Genomic DNA, 14861 nt, shown 5'->3' with positions numbered 1-14861 from the left:
GGCCAAGGAGAACCCATGAACGCACATCGCACACCCCACGACGGCCTCGCCGACCACCGCGCCACCACACCCGAGCTGCAGAGGGAGATCGATTCCATCTACTCCGTCCAGCTCGACCACGTGACCAAGGACTTCGGCGGCGGGGTCCTCGGCCTCGACGATGTCAACCTCGGCTTCCGGACCGGAGGCATCACCGTCCTGCTCGGTCTGTCCGGTTCGGGCAAGTCCACCCTGCTGCGCCATATCAACGGTCTGCACACCCCCACCTCGGGGCGGGTGCGCGTCCTCGGACACGATCTGGGCACACTGGGCAAGAGGGACCTGCGCGCCGTTCGCCGCGACATCGGCGTGATCTTCCAGTCCTTCAACCTCGTCGGTCCGATGTCGGTGCTCGAAAACGTCTGCGCCGGAGCACTCGGTTCGCTCAGGGGCCCGCGCATCTCGCTGATGATGTACCCGAAGTCCGTCCGCCGCGAGGCCCTGGAGAAGCTCGATCGCGTCGGTCTGGCCGAGCGGGCCTTCCAGCGTGCGGACACGCTCTCCGGCGGTCAGCAGCAGCGTGTGGCGATCGCTCGCGCGCTCATGCAGCACCCGAAGGTGCTGCTCGCCGATGAGCCCGTCGCCTCCCTCGATCCCGTCTCGGCCATCGACGTCATCACCCTGCTGCAGCAGATCTCGGCCGAAGACGATCTCACCGTGATCGGCTCGCTCCATCAGGTGCAGCTGGCCATCGACTTCGCCGATCGGATCATCGGACTGCGCGGCGGCAAGGCGGTGCTCGACCGCGACACCGCAGGGCTGAGCGCCGAGGAGGCCTCGCAGATCTATTCGAGCGTGTCCGGTCTCGACGAGCAGTCGGACGCCCCCGTCGCCGAGGCGGCAGGCCGGGCCGGGGTCCGCTGATGAGCGTCCTCGCCGACACTCCCGCTCCCGCCCCCGAGCTGCCGCGGCGGCCCCGGCCGCCGGTAGGCACGATCGCCGCCGCCGCGGTGCTCGCCGGTCTGGCCCTGGCCGGAGCCTGGTCGGTGTGGTCGCTGGGCATCAGCGTCAGCACCATCCTCGGCTCCTTCGACAACGCGATCGGGTTCTTCGCCCGCATCTTCCCGCTCGACTTCCCGCCGCTTCGACAGACGTTCTCGCTGGTGTTCGAGACCCTGGCGATCGTCTTCCTCGCCACCCTGCTCTCGGTGGCGCTGTCGATCCCGGTGTCCCTGGCCGCCGCACGTCCGACCCGGATGGGCCGCGGTTCGCAGTGGACGGCCCGCGCACTCATCGTGCTCGCCCGCGCGGTCCCCGACCTCGTGCTCGCGATCATCTTCCTGCGGATGTTCGGCCTCGGCGCCACGGCCGGCATCATCGCCATGGGCATCCACTCGGTGGGGATGATCGCGAAGCTCTACGGCGACGCGATCGAGGAACTCGATGACGGGCCCCGGGAGTCCGTCGAGTCCCTCGGCGGCACTCGCGCCCAGCAGATCGCGGCCGCGATCCCGCAGAAGCTCATGCCGCAGCTCATCGCCACGGCCCTGCACCGCTTCGACATCAATCTGCGCACCTCGGTGCTGCTCGGCTACGTCGGCGTCGGCGGCATCGGCCTGGCCATCGCCGAGTCCCTGCGCACGCTGGACTACCAACGGGGAATGGCGCTGGCGCTCATCGTGCTGGTCCTGTGCATCGGCATCGAACTCGTCTCCGGCTCGATCCGGGCCGCACTCATGCGCGCGACCGGGGCCCGGGTCACCGGCGGCACCTGGGTCGACCGCATGCTCAACCGGGGACGCGACACCACCGCCGGGGATCTCAGCCTCACCCCTCCGTGGAGTCCCGCACGGATCCGGCGCTTCGCCTCGGCGGCGGTGCTCGTCGTGCTCACAATCGCCGCGCTGTGGCGGGTCGATGTGTCCTGGTCCGCGCTGATGGCGGGGCTGCTCGACCTGCCGAAGACGCTCGCGCTGTTCTTCCCGCCCTCCTCGGGCGGATCGATGTCCGACCTCGTCGAACAGCTGCTCGTCACCGTCCAGATCTCGCTGGCGGCGACGTTCATCGGGGCGATCATCGCGATTCCGATCGGGATCCTCGCCGCCCGCAACGCGGTGGCCAACAGCTGCGTCCATCAGACCTTCCGCGTGATCATCGTCATCGTGCGCGGAATCCCCGAGCTCATCCTCGCGATCATCTTCATCGTCATCTCCGGACTCGGCGAGGTGGCCGGAACGCTCGCGCTGTCGATCGGTGCGATCGGACTGCTCTCGAAGCTCATCGCCGACTCCCTCGAGGAGACCGACACCCGAGTGCAGGAGGCGGTGCGGGCCACGGGCGCCGACCAGGCCCAGGTGTTCTTCTCGGCGACGCTGCGCCAGGCCGCCCCGGCGTTCGTCGCCCACACGATGTACCTGCTCGACAACAACATCCGCTCGGCGACCCTGCTCGGCGTCGTCGGCGCCGGCGGCATCGGCTTCCTGCTGCTCAATGCCTCGCGGGTCAACCAATTCGACGTCGTCACCATGGTGCTCATCCTCATGGTCGCCGTCGTCCTCGCCGTCGAGGCCCTGTCCATGTGGCTGCGCCGAGCCGTGCGCTGAAGGCCGTCCGCTGAGCGTGCACGCATCCTCTGTCCGGACCACTGAACCAACCCTCACTAGGCTCGTAGGAGACGAGCCGGGGAGAACCGAGAAGGAGAATCATCATGACTGAACTCGCCGTCTTCGACATGGCCGGAACCACGATCGACGACCGTGACGAGGTCTACCGCGTGCTGCGGGAGGCTACCGAGCGCGAGGGCGCCCGCTACTCCGATGAGGTGTTCCAGCAGTGGATGGGCACGGAGAAGCACTGGGCGATCGAGAACCTGCTCCGCCTCGGCGGCGTGGAGGTCACCGAGGAAGTCCACGAACGTGCCTGGCAGTGGTTCCGCACCGAACTGGCCCGCACCTACACGGAGAACCCGCCCACCCCGCTGCCCGGTATCGAGGACGCGCTGACGACCCTGCGCGAGCGCGGTATCAGGGTCGGACTGACCACCGGGTTCTCCCGTGAGATCGCCGAACTCATCTACTCCACGATGGGCTGGAAGCAGGGCGAGACCTTCGACGCCTCGTCCACCGGCGACGAGGTGCCCTCCGGTCGTCCGGCGCCGGACATGATCAACACGGTCATGGACACCCTCGGTGTCACCGACCGGTCTGCCGTCGTCAGCGTCGGGGACACCTCGGCGGATGTGCAGTCGGCACTGCGCGCCGAGGTCACCGCCGTCGGCGTGCTCACCGGACATCTGACTCGCGCCGACTTCGAGGCCGAGGGCGCCCACCTCGTCCTCGACTCCGTGGCCGATCTGCCCGCAGTCCTCGCCGAGCGGACCCCCGCGGCGGTCTCCGAATGACCGTCCGAACCCAAGCGGATGTCACGGATGCGGGGCGAGCGGATTCGCAGCCGCGGGCCCAGGTGTGGGTCGGAGGCGAGGACTTCGAGCTCCGCGACTTCGAGCGCCCGCAGCTGGCCGAGGGCGAGAGCCTCGTCCGACTGACCACCGCAACCGTGTGCGGTTCGGACCGGCACACCGTGAGCGGGCGACGTTCGGGGGCGTGCCCCTCGGTGCTCGGCCACGAAGGGGTGGGCATCGTCGAGGAGACGCGCTCGGATCTTCCTGTCGGCACGCGGGTGGTCTTCGCGGTCACCTCGGTGTGCGGTGGCTGCCGCAACTGCGAGCGCGGACTCAGCGCGAAATGCACCTCGGTGGCGAAGGTCGGGCACGAGTCGGCGGAGTCGGCGTGGCCGCTGTCGGGAACCTATGCCAGTCACATCCACCTGCCTGCCGGCGTCGCGATGGTGCCGGTCCCCGATCATCTGCCCGACGCGGTGGCCGCGACCGCCGGGTGTGCGGTGGCGACAGTCATGGCGATGCTGGAGTCCGCCGGCGAACTGGACGGACGACGCGTCTTCGTCAACGGCATCGGAATGCTGGGACTGACCGCGGTGGCCGCGGCCAAGGCCAGGGGCGCCGAGGCGGTCATGGCCTTCGACCCCTCCCCGACGAGGGCTCGGCGGGCGCTGACAGCCGGTGCCGACAGCCTCGTCGGGGCTGACGAAACGGCGCGTGATGTCGACGTCGCCCTGGAGCTGTCGGGCAGCGAGGTCGGCGTGCGCGCCTGCCTCGATTCGCTGGGCATCGGGGGAACCGTCGTGCTCGCCGGCAGCGTGAGCCCGGGACCCGATATCGAGATCAGCCCGGAGCGCATCGTCCGCGGCTGGCACTCGATCACCGGCGTCCACAACTACGAGCCGCACCACCTGCAGGAGGCCGTGGACTTCCTCGCCACCGCCGGCGGCACCTTGCCCTGGGAGGAGATCCTCGGCGGCCCGATTTCGCTGGCGGACCTGCCGCGCGAATTCGTCGAGCCGAGCGCGGGCCTGCGGACCGTGGTCGAGATCGGGCCCCGGTGAAGCCCGTCGCTGCCTCTGAGCGACGTCAGCCCCTGCCCATCCCCGTCTCTCGGGTCAGGAGATCGGCCAGCTGACGGACCGCCTCGGCGCCGGTGAGTTCACCGGGCAGCAAGGGAAGCTCGGCCATCGGCAGCGGGTCGACGGCGGCGTGCAGCTGCCTCAGCTGCTCGTCTTCCAGGGCCCGGCGGGCGGCGAGGAACTCTCCGGAGTCGGCCGGGGAGAGGCGGTTGACGACGATGCCGGTGAGATCGACATCGAGCTCGCGCAGCTGCCGCACCAGGACGAGGGTCTCGGCGACCGGCAGCCGCTCGGCGAGTGTGGTGATGAGGAAGCCGGTCTGCCGGGCATCGGCGATGGTGCTGCGCAGCAGGGCGAAGCGGTCACGTCGGGCCAGCAGGGTGCGGCGCATCTGGGCGTCGGGGCCGGGAGTCTCCTCCTTCGGGCTGACGAGAGAGCGAGCCGCGGCGGCGAAGCGCTCCGAGCGGTCGCGGTTGGCCACCAGCGATTCGGCCCAGCCAGTCAGTCGCTCGGGCAGGGACAGCAGATGGACGGTGTGCCCGGTGGGCGCGGTGTCGAAGATGACGAGGTCGTAGACGCCCATCGCCTCTTCGCAGATCACAGCGATCCGCTCGAGGACAGCCGATTCGTGACTGCCGGGCGCCGTCTTCGCCGTCCGCAGATGATCACGCGCGGCAGCGTGCGTGCGTTCGGGCAGCATCCGCCGCATCATCGCTTCGACTGTGGCGAAGTGCGCGTCGATCGTTGCCTGCGGATCGACTTCGATGGCGTCGACGAAGCCGGGCCCCGCCTCGTCGACGGTGCCGGTCTCGGCCGTGTAGACGCGCCGGGCTTCGTCGGCGAGCTCCGCGCGCCAGATATCGCCGAGGTTGTGCGCCGGGTCCGTCGAAACCAGCAGCACGCGACCGCCGTCGAGGGCGCGCGCCATCGCCAGCCCCGAGGACACCGAGGTCTTTCCCGTACCGCCCTTGCCGCCGATGAAGAGGAGACGCCGCGAGCGTGCGATGTCTAGCAGCATGCGATGTGGTCCAGCGGCGATCGGGGCAGCCCCATGCGTCTGTGCCAGGCGTGGAAGTCGTCCCAGAGAGCGGGCATGAGCTCAGCCGTGTAGTAGGCGGCAGGGTCCGGGACGCCGAGGGCCTCGCCGAGGACGACGACGGAGAAGAAGTCGTCCTCGGCCTGCTGCTCCCGCTTGAGCGTCTGCCGGTAGGGGCCGACGTAGAACTCGATCAGCCCCTCCCGGAATGCCGCCCATTTCTCGGGCAGCGCCCTGAGACGGCGGTTGATCAACTCTGCAATGCTGTCTGGCATGAATGGGTCAGACGTTCTCTCGCGTCGCCGCCAGTTTCTCGTCCGCGTCGGGCTCTTCCTGGGGTTCGCGGTAGGCCCGGCGCATCGCGAGGAAGGCCTCGACGGCGACCCAGATGCTGGCGATGATGATGACCACGTCGAGTGCGAAGAGCAGCCAGTCGGTGGAGCCGGGGGTGGCGAAGCTGACCAGCTGATCGATAGCCGCCCAGAACGACATGACGAAGACGATGACCAGCGGGATCATCGCCGGCAGCGGGCTGCGCCGCTTGCGGATGAGGATGACGGCGATGATCGCCAGCGACAGGGAGGCCATGAGCTGGTTGGTCGTGCCGAACAGCGGCCAGATGCGCAGTCCGCCCTCGCCTCCGAGCCCCTGGGAGAACGTCAGCCCGAGGCCGATGACGACGACGAGCAGAGTCGCGGGGACGTTGCTGATGCGCAGTTTCACGGTTTCGCCGATCTCCTGGATGACGAAGCGCAGGAGACGCATTCCCGTGTCCATGGTCGTGGCCGCGAACAGCACCGCCATCGTCGCCAGGACAGTCGCGGACAGGGAGGCGGGCAGTCCGAGGCCGTTCTCCATGAGGGCTCCTCCGCCCTGGACGAAGGCCTCCACGCCTCCTTCGCCGAAGGCCGAGTAGATCTCCTTCCAGGCGGCCGTGGACTTGATGCCGCCGATGACCGCGAGGATTGTCCCCAGCGACAGCAGGCCTTCGCCCACCGCGCCGAAGTAGCCGACGAAACGGGCGTCGGTCTCCTTGTCCAGCTGTTTCGAGCTGGTGCCGGAGGCGACCATGCCGTGGAAGCCGGAGATGGCTCCGCAGGCGATGGTGACGAACAGCAGGGGGACCATGCTGGGCGTGCCCTCAGGCACATTGGTGTTGATGGCCGGGGCGACGATCTCCGGCTTGACCGCGGAGAAGAGCGTAGCGGTGAGCACCGAGCCGAACAGGAGGATGAGGCCGATGAACAGCTGGACGCCGTTGATGTAGTCGCGCGGCTGGAGCAGCACCCACACCGGCAGCAGCGAAGCGATGGCACCGTAGACGAAGAGCGCGACGATCCAGAAGGTCGCGGGGCTCATGCCCAGGAACGATTCGGGCAGGACCACGGGGACGCTGTTCCCGAGGACGATGAGTCCGTAGAGGAGCACGACTCCGACGACGGTGACGGGAATCAGCGGGATGCGCAGACGGTATACGCAGAGTCCGACGAGCAGCGCCACGACGATCGCGCCCCAGGTCGGGATGACCGCGGTCGGCGTGCTGATGAGGAGGTTCTTGATGACCACTGCGAAGGCCGCGATGACCATGAGCAGCAGCAGGAAGATGACGATGAGGAAGAGGTTCGCCCCGCGTTTGCCGATATAGCGCGATGACAGGGCGCCGATCGAGCGGCCCTTGTTCCGGGCTGAGGCCCAGAGTGTCCCGAAGTCGTGCATACCTGCGAAGAAGACCGTTCCGATGGTCACCCACAGCAGAGCCGGCAGCCATCCCCAGATGACGGCGATGGCGGGGCCGACGATCGGCGCGGCGCCCGCGACCGAGGTGAAGTGGTGGCCCCAGAGGATGTACTTGTTCGTCGGAACGTAGTCGACACCGTCGTTGAGTTCATGCGCGGGCGTGGTGAATGCGTCATTGAGCTTGAAGATCCTGCGACCGAGGAACTTCGAGTACAGGAGGTAGCCGGCGACGAATATGGCCAATCCGACGAGCATGATGAATAGGGAACCCATGAGGCTCCTCCCTTCGCGATGCACCGCTGCACCGCACAGAACTCACAGTTGATCGTCGTCCGATCTTATCATTTCCTGTGAGTTGCATCGCAGTTGTATCCCAGTGCCGGAACAGTATGCGTGCGTGCCCTGGGCGGCCTCGGCGGCCTTTCGACCTTGGGCGCCGAGACCGCTCCCCGTGCGAGCACCGAGTTCACGCACGCGCGGCAGCTCACTCCCGCGCAGTAGCCAGGTCCTCCCGCAGCGCCCGGCCTGCCGCACCGATGTCTCCCGCCGAGGTGATGAAGCGGAAGCCCTGCTCCTTGCGCAGCTTGGCTTCCGCACCGTCGCCGCAGTGGATGCCGGGGATGAGCCCGGCATCGTCGGCGGCGGTGCGAATCCGCACGAGCGCCTCGGCGTGGGCGTCGTTCGGCTGCCCCGGCAGGGCACCGACGGCGAAGGCGAGGTCGGCGGGTCCCACGTAGACTCCGTCGATTCCCGGCACGGCGCAGATGTCCTCGACGGCTGCGAGGCCGTCAGCGTTCTCGATCATGACGAACAGCAGCGGACGCTCAGCCCGGGTGTCCTGGACCGCGCCCAGCATCAGCTCGGCGGTCGGCCCCCAGGATCGGTCGCCTCCGCAGCTGGGATAGTCGAGTGCGTGGACGGCCGCTTCAGCCTCGGCGACGGAGGACACGAGGGGCACGATGATGGCTTCGACCCCGGCGTCGGCGAGCGCACCGATCTCGGTGAAGCGGTTCGCCGCGACTCGCGCGGTGACGAGCGCAGGCCCGCTGGCTCGCACGGCATCGGTCAGCCGCAGCACATCGGTGGGGCGGACCAGTCCGTGCTGCAGGTCGAGACAGACATAGTCGAATCCCGCCGCCGCTCCGATCTTCGCGAGCTCCGGACTCGTCGACATCATCCACAGTCCGTTGTAGATCTCCCCCGCGCGGAGGCGGGCCCGATGGTTCTCGATCGCTGCAGTCATGCCTGCATCGAACCACGGAACCTCTCACCTGCGCCAGAACTGCCCGGCATCCGGATGGACAACTTCGCCGAGGCGGTCCGACGCTGCGTTCGGACGGTGGGGCCGCCTCGGCGAGGGATCGTGCCGGGACTTGCTCAACCGTCCTCGAGAAGAGGACCGATGACGCGGTGGCGGGCGATGACGAAGGGATCGCTGTGTCCGACTTCGATGAGTTCGAGATCAAGCCGGCGGGGCAGCAGCGGGCGACCCTTGCCGAGGGTCACCGGTGCCGTCCAGGTGATGATCTCGTCGAGGAATCCCTCGTCGGCGAACTGTCCGGCGAGGTCTCCCCCACCCATCACCCACAGATCGTGGTCGCCGGTGGCCGTGCACATCTCGACATAGTGGTCGGCGACCGATCCCTGAGCGAAGCGGATATCGGGTTTCTCTCCGTCCTCGCCTGATTCGGGCAGCGCTGAGTTCCGGTGGGTCATCACCCAGGTGGGCATCGTGTACGGCCACGGCCCGTCGAGGTTGCGCAGCAGCCATTCGTACGTCGTCGCTCCCATGACGATCGCGCCGACGCCTTCGAAGAAGCCGTCGTCGGGCTGCTCCTCGGTCTGCCGCAGCAGCCACTCGAGCGAATCGTTCGGATCGGCGATGAATCCGTCGAGCGTGGTCGCGGTGTAGTAGACGGTGCGTGGCACGATGCGGTGTCCTCCTATGACTGCCACGTCCGTCAGTGACGCTGGACGTGCTCGGCAGAATCGATATCGGTCTCCCTGCATCCTATTTCGCCGGACTGACTCCATGTTTGAACATCTCGCTCCGGTGTCCGGGCACTGACGCCGGCGCGGGTCTATCGAGGCGTGGCGACACGTTCGAGCCCGTCGATGTCGAGGATCCTGACGTTTCGACGCCCGTCGAGTTCGATGATCCCGGAGGCAGAGAGCGCGGCGAGGCGCCGGCTCAAGGTCTCCGGGGTAGTCCCGAGGTATGCGGCGATCTCCTGTTTCGCCATCGGCAGTGTCACTGTGACTGTTCCCTCCCGCATGCTGCCGGGCAGGTCCAGGAGGTAGGCAGCGACGCGGGCAGTGACATCGCTGGAGGTGATGGCGGCCAGGAGCCGCTCCACGGAGGACAGCCGGTCGGAGAGTGTCCGCAGCATCCGCTGGCTGATGTCGGGGTATTCACGCAGAAGCGCTGCGAGGTCGCTGTGGTCGAAGACGCACATCCTGCTGTCTTCCAGCGCGACTGCGAGGTCATTCGGGCGATGGCCGGTCAGGAAGGCCCGTTCGCCCACGACATCGCCATCGGTCACCGTTCGCAGGATCTGTTCCTGACCATTGGCGGACTCATGGCTGATCTTGACCTGTCCACTGTGCATCACCAGCAGGCGTGAGACCGGCTGTCCGGGGCCGTAGACGATCTCCCCTTTGCCGGCGAGTATCGGCCGGGCGAAGTCCGCGACGCGCAGCTGTTCCTGGAGGGTGAGACCTTGGAAGATCGGGACGCGGGTGACGCACAGATCACGCTCGGACATGCTCCGATCCTATCTCACGCGGGCGCGAGACCGTCGCAGACCCTGTCGGCAGAGCTCACCAGGGCGGAGCAGTGCGAACTTGATCCAGGTCAAGGAGTCCGCGGCGCGGCGAACCTACATTGAAGGTGTCAAGAAGGAACAACAGTGAAAGGACTCCGCAATGACCAACGCGACCACCACCCACACCATCCTGCGGGCCGAAGGATTCTCCTGCCCCTCCTGCGTAGCCAAGATCGAGAAGCAGGTCGGACGCCTGAAAGGTGTCGAGAACGTGAAGGTCCATTTCGCCTCCGCCCGCATCGAGGTCGACCACGACATCGAACGCGTTTCGGTCGAGGACATTGTCACCGCCATCGCGAAGGCCGGCTACAAGGCCGCTCCCACGGCCTTCTGAGGCCAGCGGGCCCCTGCGGGGGCCCGCACGCATCTCTGCTCATTCCAACCTGCCGGCCCGCCGGCTCCAGATTCAGAAAGGTCGTACCCGAAAGTGAACAGGCTCCAGAAATGGGTCCACGGGAACTGGTCGGTTCCCGTCGTATCCGGCGTGCTCATCATCATCTCCTTCGCCCTCCGGTGGCTGGACGGCGGCGCCGGCGATCTCACCGTCGGCCGGCAATGGTGGCTCAATGCCGGCGCCCACGCCACGCATTCCGGCGGGGTCTTCACCCTCGGCGACGTGCTGATGATCGCCGCGGCCGTGGTCGCCGGCTACGGAATCGCGGTCAAAGCGGTTCGCGCACTGATCGCCAAGGTCATCGGCATCGACCTGCTCGTGTCCGTCGCAGCCATCGGCGCGGTCATCATCGGCAACTTCTGGGAGGCCGCGGCGGTGACGTTCCTGTTCGCGGTCGGCCACGCGCTGGAGGCCGCGACCCTCAACAAGACGCGTTCGGCACTGGCCGAGCTCGTCGCCGTCGCCCCGGATTCCGCGATCGTCGTGCGCGATGGTGAGCAGCAGGAGATCCCCGCCGGCCAGGTGAGGATGGGCGAGATCGTCCTCGTCAAGAACGGCGCGAAGGTGCCGGTGGACGGCCAGGTCGTCTCGGGCACCGGAGCCATCGATGAGGCCTCGATCACCGGCGAGTCGATCCCGGTGGAGAAGGCCAAGGGCGGGCAGGTCTTCGCCGGCACCGTCTCCCGTGGCGGGTTTCTGCAGGTGCTGGCCACCGGCATCGGTGCCGACACCACCTTGGCGCGGATCATCCATCGGGTGGAGGAGGCCCAGGACGCCAAGGCCCGCACGCAGGCGTTCATCGACCGCTTCTCCGGCTGGTACACCCCCGCGGTCATGGTTCTGGCCCTGGTGGCCTGGCTCATCTCCGGTGACGTGGCCCTGGCTCTGACCCTGCTGGTCATCGGCTGCCCCGGTGCCCTGGTGATCTCCATCCCGGTCGCGATCGTCGCCGGCATCGGCCACGCCGCCCGCACCGGCATCCTGATCAAGGGCGGCGAGTTCCTGGAGACCTCGGCGAAGATCTCCGCCGTCGCCGTGGACAAGACCGGCACCCTCACCGAGGGGCGTCCTCAGCTGACCGACGTGATCGTCCTGGATTCGCCCCTGGAGCGCAGCGAGGTGCTGCGCTGGGCTGCGGCTGCGGAGGCCGGCTCCGAACACCCGCTGGCCCGTCCCATCCTGGAGACCGCCCAGGCGGATGGAGTGGGCCCGCGCGGCATTCCCGGCACCGTCACCCCGGTCCCCGGCAAGGGCATCGTCTCGGATATCGAGGGCCGCCGGGTGCTGATCGGCAACCCGCCGCTGCTGACCCAGTTCGGCATCGTCGACGACGGCAGCGCTGCGCGCACGGCCGAAGCGCTGGCCGCCGACGGCAAGACTCCGATGATCGTGGCCGTCGACGACCGGGTCATCGGCGTCGTGGCCGTCGCCGATCAGATCCGCCCGGATGCGCCCGAGATGGTCGCCCGCCTGCACCGTGCCGGCGTGAAGAAGGTGGTCATGCTCACCGGCGACACCCGGCTGGTGGCCGAGGCCATCGGCAAGGCCACCGGCATCGACGAGATCCACGCTTCCCTGCTTCCCGAGGACAAGCTGGACGTGGTCGCGCGGCTGCAGCAGGAAGGCCATACCATCGCCATGGTCGGCGACGGCGTCAACGACGCCCCGGCCCTGGCCACCGCGGACATCGGCGTGGCCATGGGAGCGGCCGGCTCGGCCGTGGCGGTGGAGACCGCAGACATCGCTCTGATGGGCGACAATCTGCTGAAGCTGCCGGAAGCCGTCGGCCTGGCCAAGCGGACCGCGTCCGTGATGCGGCAGAACATCGGGATCGCCCTGGTCACGGTGGTGGTGCTGCTGGCCGGCGTCTTCGCCGGCGGGGTGACGATGTCGATCGGCATGCTGGTCCATGAGGCTTCCGTGCTGGTGGTCATCGCCAACGCGATGCGGCTGCTGCGCAGCACACGAGGCTCCGCCGCGGCGCCGGAGAGCGAGAGGCCCACTCCGACGGCGGCGCAGCCCGCGAATGCCTGATGCCACCGGCAGGCTCCGGCCGCGCGTCTACTCCCCCGCCTGTCTCCTCGCGCCGAGGGCCAGGCGGGCGATGTCGCGCAGCACTCCGAGCTCCTCGTTGCCCTCGAGCAGCGCCCGCAGCTCGCCCGCGGCCTGGGCGAGCAGGGTGCGATAGGCGCCGGCGACGTTCTCCGGTTCCCGGGTCAGCGGATAGGACACGCAGAGGGCGAACACGTTCGCCCCGACGGTGAACGCGACACTCGCCGAGGCGGTCCCCGCCACCCGTGCCTGCTTCGTCGCGTAGAACTCCGCGGGATTGCCCGGACCGCACAGCGCCAGTGCGGCAGAGCCGCCGTCGACCAGCGGCAGGACGGTTCCGACGCCCCGGGAGACGCGCAGCTCGTGATCTGCCTCGACGTTGCGCACGCACACCCGGTCCTCGCCGACCCGGATCCACAGCTGCACGGACTCTCCGGTCATCGACCGCAGATACTCGAGCACGGAGTTCGTCGTGGCGATGCTGCGCCGGCCGGGGAAAGGGCCCAGCCGCAGCAGTCCGGACGAATCGCGGACGATGAACCTGTGTGCCCGCAGATCGGCCAGCAGCCGATAGGTCGTCGACTTCGAGTATCCGAGCCGCCGGCACATCTCCGCTGCGGTCATCGGCTCCTCCTGCAGGGCCGCGAGGATCGCGGCGCTGCGATCGATGACGCCGATCTCCGGCGCGGGCTTCTCAGCGGCGTCCCTCATGCCCGCTCCTTCCCATACGTCGGCATTTCCCACACGCCGACATCACGCCACCGTGACGTCGGCGAGCAGCTGCCGTCTGCTCACCCACCAGCGGAAGAGCATCGGTCCGGCGATGCCCGCCACCATGAGGATGATGATCGACAGGGACACCGGCCGGGTGACCAGGGGTGCGAACGAGCCTCCGGAGATCTGGAGCATGCGCCGGAAGTTGTCCTCGAGCAGCGGCACGAGCACGAGTGCGAGGATCGCCGGCGCCAACGGGATGCCGCCTTTCTCCATGAGGTAGCCGATGATGCCGAAGATGCCGAGCATCATCAGCCCGAAGAGGCTGAACTCGATGGCGTAGGCGCCGATGACGACGAGCACGAGGATCGCGGAGAAGAGGATCTCCTTGGGCATCTTGAGCAGTTTGACGAAGACCCCGACCAGCGGCAGGTTGAGGATGATGAGCGCGATGTTGCCGATGTACATGCTCGCGATGATCGTCCAGATCAGACCTGTCTCGTCGCGGAAGATCAGCGGTCCCGGCTGCAGCCCGTACATCGTGAACACGAACAGCAGCAGCGCCGTCGTCGCCGAACCGGGGATGCCGAGGCTGAACAGCGGGATCATCGCACCGCCGACGCCGGCATTGTTCGCGGCTTCGGGGCCGGCCACGCCTTCGATGGCTCCGTGTCCGAACTCCTCCTTCCGCTTCGAGATCCGCTTCTCCATGATGTAGGACATGAAGGACGCCAGCGACGGGCCGACGCCGGGCAGGATGCCGATGATGAAGCCGAGCACCGAACCGCGCGCCCAGGGCCCGGCCGAGCGCTGCCAGTCCTGCCGTGTCATCCACTTGTCCTCGCCGAAGCTCTGGATCGTCTCCTTCGCCCCGCGTCCGAGTGCGAGGTTGCGGATCGCCTCGGGGATGGCGAAGAGCGCCATCGCGAAGATCGTGAAGTCCACGCCGTCGGAGAGCAGGTCGATGCCGAAGGTCTGCCTGGGCAGCCCGGTCTGGAAGTCGAGGCCGATGAGGCCGACGGCCAGTCCGATGAAGATCGAGATGAGCGCCTTGGCCCGCGATCCCGCCGACATCGTCGACGCGAGCAGCAGAGCGGTGGCCATGAGCAGGAAGTACTCGGTGGCGCCGAAGACGTTCGCGAGCTTGACGAGCAGCGGCGACAGGAACGTCAGTCCGATGATCGCCAGGGTGCCGGCGAGGAACGACCCGATCGCCGCGGTCGCCAGCGCCGCCTTGCCCCGGCCCCGGCGGGCCATCTCATAGCCTTCGATCGCGGTCACCGCGCTGGCGACCTCACCTGGGGTCTTGATGAGTGTGGCGGTGATCGATCCGCCGTACATCGACCCGTAGTAGATGCCGCAGAGCAGGATGAGCCCGTGCACGGGCTCCATGCCGAAGGAGACCGGGATGAGGATCGCGATCGCCGAGATCGGCCCGATTCCCGGCAGCACCCCGACGACGGTGCCCAGGAGCACGCCGAGGAGGGCGAAGGCGAGGCTGGCCGGTTCCAGCGCCGAGGCGAAGCCGCCTCCCAGATCGATGAGAGTGTCCATTCCCGCCCCCTAGCTGTACTTCCTCGACACGTTGTGAACGGTAGTTGAAACACAACGAAGACCTCCGATACCGATATGGGTAACCACACTC

General features: G+C 67.9%; 14 protein-coding genes. 6 read left to right on the top strand and 8 right to left on the bottom strand.

What is annotated here, in order from left to right:
• Window positions 1-15 precede the first annotated feature (15 nt).
• The 4 genes from phnC (at window position 16) to IIE29_RS15930 (ending at window position 4440) form a co-directional block, all read left to right on the top strand.
• On the top strand, window positions 16-903 hold the full coding sequence (phnC, locus tag IIE29_RS15945) for a phosphonate ABC transporter ATP-binding protein (protein WP_209326286.1): 888 nt from the start codon (window positions 16-18) through the stop codon (window positions 901-903).
• Window positions 903-2582 (top strand): phosphonate ABC transporter, permease protein PhnE, encoded by a 1680-nt coding sequence (phnE, locus tag IIE29_RS15940; RefSeq protein ID WP_209326285.1) that lies wholly within the window; start codon window positions 903-905, stop codon window positions 2580-2582. Before phnC ends, phnE begins: the two co-directional genes overlap by 1 nt.
• 104 nt (window positions 2583-2686) lie before the next feature.
• Window positions 2687-3379 (top strand): phosphonatase-like hydrolase, encoded by a 693-nt coding sequence (locus IIE29_RS15935; protein ID WP_209326284.1) that lies wholly within the window; start codon window positions 2687-2689, stop codon window positions 3377-3379.
• Window positions 3376-4440 carry an alcohol dehydrogenase catalytic domain-containing protein gene (locus IIE29_RS15930; protein WP_209326283.1) on the top strand — a complete coding sequence of 355 codons (1065 nt, stop codon included), beginning with the start codon at window positions 3376-3378 and terminating at the stop codon, window positions 4438-4440. The genes IIE29_RS15935 and IIE29_RS15930 overlap by 4 nt, the downstream gene beginning before the upstream one ends.
• 25 nt (window positions 4441-4465) lie before the next feature.
• On the opposite strand, the gene IIE29_RS15925 is transcribed toward IIE29_RS15930, so the two are convergent.
• The 6 genes from IIE29_RS15925 to IIE29_RS15900 all read right to left on the bottom strand — a co-directional run bounded on the left by IIE29_RS15925 (window position 4466) and on the right by IIE29_RS15900 (window position 9996).
• Entirely contained in the window at window positions 4466-5476 is a 1011-nt protein-coding gene (locus IIE29_RS15925) for an ArsA family ATPase (protein ID WP_209326282.1), read from the bottom strand.
• Window positions 5467-5769: a cory-CC-star protein gene (locus IIE29_RS15920; protein ID WP_209326281.1), complete on the bottom strand. Its 303-nt coding sequence runs from the start codon at window positions 5767-5769 to the stop codon at window positions 5467-5469. Before IIE29_RS15920 ends, IIE29_RS15925 begins: the two co-directional genes overlap by 10 nt.
• A 7-nt stretch (window positions 5770-5776) precedes the next feature.
• Window positions 5777-7504 carry a carbon starvation CstA family protein gene (locus IIE29_RS15915; RefSeq protein WP_209326280.1) on the bottom strand — a complete coding sequence of 576 codons (1728 nt, stop codon included), beginning with the start codon at window positions 7502-7504 and terminating at the stop codon, window positions 5777-5779.
• A 211-nt stretch (window positions 7505-7715) separates the two neighbouring features.
• A complete protein-coding gene (locus tag IIE29_RS15910) occupies window positions 7716-8474 on the bottom strand; it encodes an HpcH/HpaI aldolase family protein (protein ID WP_209326279.1) in 759 nt (252 codons plus the stop codon).
• Window positions 8475-8608: 134 nt separating this feature from the next.
• Window positions 8609-9160 carry a dihydrofolate reductase family protein gene (locus IIE29_RS15905; RefSeq protein WP_209326278.1) on the bottom strand — a complete coding sequence of 184 codons (552 nt, stop codon included), beginning with the start codon at window positions 9158-9160 and terminating at the stop codon, window positions 8609-8611.
• Window positions 9161-9312: 152 nt separating this feature from the next.
• Window positions 9313-9996, bottom strand: coding sequence for a Crp/Fnr family transcriptional regulator (locus IIE29_RS15900; protein ID WP_209326277.1), 684 nt, complete (start codon window positions 9994-9996; stop codon window positions 9313-9315).
• A 160-nt stretch (window positions 9997-10156) separates the two neighbouring features.
• Here IIE29_RS15900 and IIE29_RS15895 point away from each other — a divergent pair, with 160 nt between their 5' ends.
• The gene (locus IIE29_RS15895) at window positions 10157-10390 is read left to right on the top strand and encodes a heavy-metal-associated domain-containing protein (RefSeq protein WP_209326276.1); all 234 of its coding nucleotides are present in this window, start codon (window positions 10157-10159) and stop codon (window positions 10388-10390) included.
• 93 nt (window positions 10391-10483) lie between these two features.
• Window positions 10484-12484: a heavy metal translocating P-type ATPase gene (locus IIE29_RS15890; protein ID WP_209326275.1), complete on the top strand. Its 2001-nt coding sequence runs from the start codon at window positions 10484-10486 to the stop codon at window positions 12482-12484.
• Window positions 12485-12511: 27 nt separating this feature from the next.
• On the opposite strand, the gene IIE29_RS15885 is transcribed toward IIE29_RS15890, so the two are convergent.
• Window positions 12512-13213 (bottom strand): helix-turn-helix domain-containing protein, encoded by a 702-nt coding sequence (locus IIE29_RS15885; protein ID WP_209326274.1) that lies wholly within the window; start codon window positions 13211-13213, stop codon window positions 12512-12514.
• A 42-nt stretch (window positions 13214-13255) separates the two neighbouring features.
• Entirely contained in the window at window positions 13256-14770 is a 1515-nt protein-coding gene (locus IIE29_RS15880) for a tripartite tricarboxylate transporter permease (RefSeq protein WP_209326273.1), read from the bottom strand.
• Window positions 14771-14861: the final 91 nt, after the last annotated feature.

This window comes from Brevibacterium renqingii (assembly GCF_017808095.1).
GTDB lineage: Bacteria > Actinomycetota > Actinomycetes > Actinomycetales > Brevibacteriaceae > Brevibacterium > Brevibacterium renqingii.
The sequence above is the reverse complement of the archived record's forward strand: the minus strand, read 5'-3'. Positions and strand labels throughout refer to the sequence as shown.

Excerpts from the sequence above, each read along its gene's own strand:
- IIE29_RS15925 (WP_209326282.1), bottom strand. The coding sequence starts at position 5,476 with ATGCTGCTAGACATCGCACGCTCGCGGCGTCTCCTCTTCATCGGCGGC.
- IIE29_RS15895 (WP_209326276.1), top strand. The coding sequence starts at position 10,157 with ATGACCAACGCGACCACCACCCACACCATCCTGCGGGCCGAAGGATTC.
- IIE29_RS15910 (WP_209326279.1), bottom strand. The coding sequence starts at position 8,474 with ATGACTGCAGCGATCGAGAACCATCGGGCCCGCCTCCGCGCGGGGGAG.
- IIE29_RS15915 (WP_209326280.1), bottom strand. The coding sequence starts at position 7,504 with ATGGGTTCCCTATTCATCATGCTCGTCGGATTGGCCATATTCGTCGCC.
- IIE29_RS15880 (WP_209326273.1), bottom strand. The coding sequence starts at position 14,770 with ATGGACACTCTCATCGATCTGGGAGGCGGCTTCGCCTCGGCGCTGGAA.
- IIE29_RS15885 (WP_209326274.1), bottom strand. The coding sequence starts at position 13,213 with ATGAGGGACGCCGCTGAGAAGCCCGCGCCGGAGATCGGCGTCATCGAT.
- IIE29_RS15935 (WP_209326284.1), top strand. The coding sequence starts at position 2,687 with ATGACTGAACTCGCCGTCTTCGACATGGCCGGAACCACGATCGACGAC.
- IIE29_RS15930 (WP_209326283.1), top strand. The coding sequence starts at position 3,376 with ATGACCGTCCGAACCCAAGCGGATGTCACGGATGCGGGGCGAGCGGAT.
- phnC (WP_209326286.1), top strand. The coding sequence starts at position 16 with ATGAACGCACATCGCACACCCCACGACGGCCTCGCCGACCACCGCGCC.
- IIE29_RS15920 (WP_209326281.1), bottom strand. The coding sequence starts at position 5,769 with ATGCCAGACAGCATTGCAGAGTTGATCAACCGCCGTCTCAGGGCGCTG.
- IIE29_RS15900 (WP_209326277.1), bottom strand. The coding sequence starts at position 9,996 with ATGTCCGAGCGTGATCTGTGCGTCACCCGCGTCCCGATCTTCCAAGGT.
- phnE (WP_209326285.1), top strand. The coding sequence starts at position 903 with ATGAGCGTCCTCGCCGACACTCCCGCTCCCGCCCCCGAGCTGCCGCGG.